The following is a 1,971-nucleotide window of genomic DNA, read 5'->3' on the forward strand; positions in this document are numbered from 1 at the left end:
CGGCCGAAACGCTCGCCACGCTGGAAAAACTCGCAGGGATCGCCGCATGACGGCGATCGCGCTGCGCCCGCCGGAGGTCGTCATGCGCCTTAAGCGGCTTGGCGCGGCGCATCCGACGCGGCTCAGCTTCCTGCGCCAGTTGATCCGCCGCGCCGCCAGGGAGAAATGGCGTGTCCGCAAGCACCTGTTCGACCTCGACGACAATGGGTTCGGGCGCGCGGTCTATGCGGTCGAGACGCCGGCAAGGATATACAGCCTGGTCGCGTTCTCCACGCCGCTCGACGACGAGAAGCGCTCGGACCGCGTGATCGCGCAGGCCTGGGACACGAGCTACGTGCTCTATGACGGATTGCCGGACGCCGCCGACATCGCCCGGCTGGAGGCAAATGCGCCGCTGCAGGAGGCGGGCCGCTACACCAGCCGCGAACTGGTGCTGGCGCGCGCGAACAAGAGTGTCAGGCTCTTCGAGGACGTCGCCGCGGCGCTGGCGCAGGGACAACAGCCGGATGAGGAGCAGTTGCTCGGCGTCGGCTATCTGCTTCGCACCACGGCGGTCTACGGCAACGGCAAGTTCGGCATCGTGGATCGCGACGAGATATCCTCACGGCCGGAGCTTGCCGGATCCTTCCAGGCTGAAATGCTCACCGTCTGGCTGATCCGGTCCTTCACTTTCGACCTTGTCGATCACATTGCCCGTCGCCGCAATCCGGCCGGCGCGGCAAAGCTGGCGCCGGACCTGCGCCGGGCGCTCGGTGTGGGCAACGCGACCGGACTCGGCATGGCGCCCTTCCTCGTGCGCCATCCGCTGTTGACGCATAGCTGGTTCCTCGCCCGCGAAACCGCGCTGGCGCGGGTGCGCGCCGAACCACATGCCGGCGCGGCGGAACGAGACGCCTTCTCGAACGCGCTCGCCGATCTGCGCCGGCGCGTTGCCCGCTGGCACAGCGACGATAGCCGCCAGGCCACGGCAACCCGAATATTGGCCGCCGATCTCGGCGCGCTGTCGGAAAACCTCGATCAGCTTCTGGCGAAGCCGCGGCCTTGGGATGCGCTCTATCGCTTCGCTGAAGAGAATTTCTCGCTGGAAGGGCAGGAAGCCTGCGTCTCCCTCATCCTCGAACCGCACGGCACCTTGATCGACGACCTCGGCGACACGATGAAGGCCGACGAGACGCCCGGCCATGCCATAGAAGGCGGCATGGGTTGCGCTTTGCTTCGCCGGGCACTTCTCGATTCCTATTCCTGGGCGATGGCAATCGACTTCGCCGAGCCAGCCGCCAGCGCGCGCTTCTGGTATGTGTCGGCAGAAAAGCTAGAGCCCCGGCTTGGCGAACGCTTCGAGGAGGATGGCGCCGAGCTCGAACAGCCCCTGGCCACCGCGCGCGACGCGCTCGGCCTGGCGGCCGCGCTGGCAAAGGAGCCGGCCTCGGCCAGTGTAGCCGACTTCCTGCTGCGCTGGCCCGAATGGCGCCATGCGGTGCGACGCGCCCAGATCGTCGCGCAATTTCCCTATGCCGAGATCCACGACAATCTGATCGGCGCTGAATTGCGGCCCGTCGACATATTGCGCGCCAAGCTGGCGTTCTTCGGCGCGCAGAGCTTCGATCCGCGCTCCGACCGCTGGCTGCGCATCGCGCTGTTCAGCGGCGAGCCGCTGATCGAGGATGTCGCCACGATGGCAGGAGGGGCCGCGTGATCGACCTTTCGTTCAACGAGGTGGAAACGCTGAGCGCCAAGGCGGCGCGGGGCGCCGGATTTTCATGGGGATTGGCCGAGGATGTCGGCCGCGCGGCGCGCCGGATCGCGGCCGAGGACGACAACTGGGGCAAGGCCATGCTGAGCCTTGCCGAACAAGCACAATCCTTCGAGCCTCCCAGCCTTGCCCGCGCGGCGCGCTGGCGGAGCGGCGAGACTGACGCCGCGACTGGAGGGCCGCTCTGTCCCATCCAGACGGCGGCCCTGCTGCTCGAC

At 67.6% G+C, this 1,971-nt stretch carries 2 protein-coding genes; both read left to right on the top strand.

Translation table 11 applies throughout. The features are described 5' to 3' along the window. The coding region (locus tag EOA24_RS35920; RefSeq protein WP_348633101.1) for a hypothetical protein at positions 1-1,696 on the top strand (1,696 nt) is incomplete at its 5' end. Then, a partial coding sequence (locus tag EOA24_RS35925) for a DUF3726 domain-containing protein (RefSeq protein WP_210213638.1) occupies positions 1,693-1,971 on the top strand: 279 nt, incomplete at its 3' end. The genes EOA24_RS35920 and EOA24_RS35925, both read left to right, overlap by 4 nt.

The sequence above is a fragment of the Mesorhizobium sp. M2A.F.Ca.ET.039.01.1.1 genome (assembly GCF_003998035.1).
Lineage (GTDB): Bacteria > Pseudomonadota > Alphaproteobacteria > Rhizobiales > Rhizobiaceae > Mesorhizobium.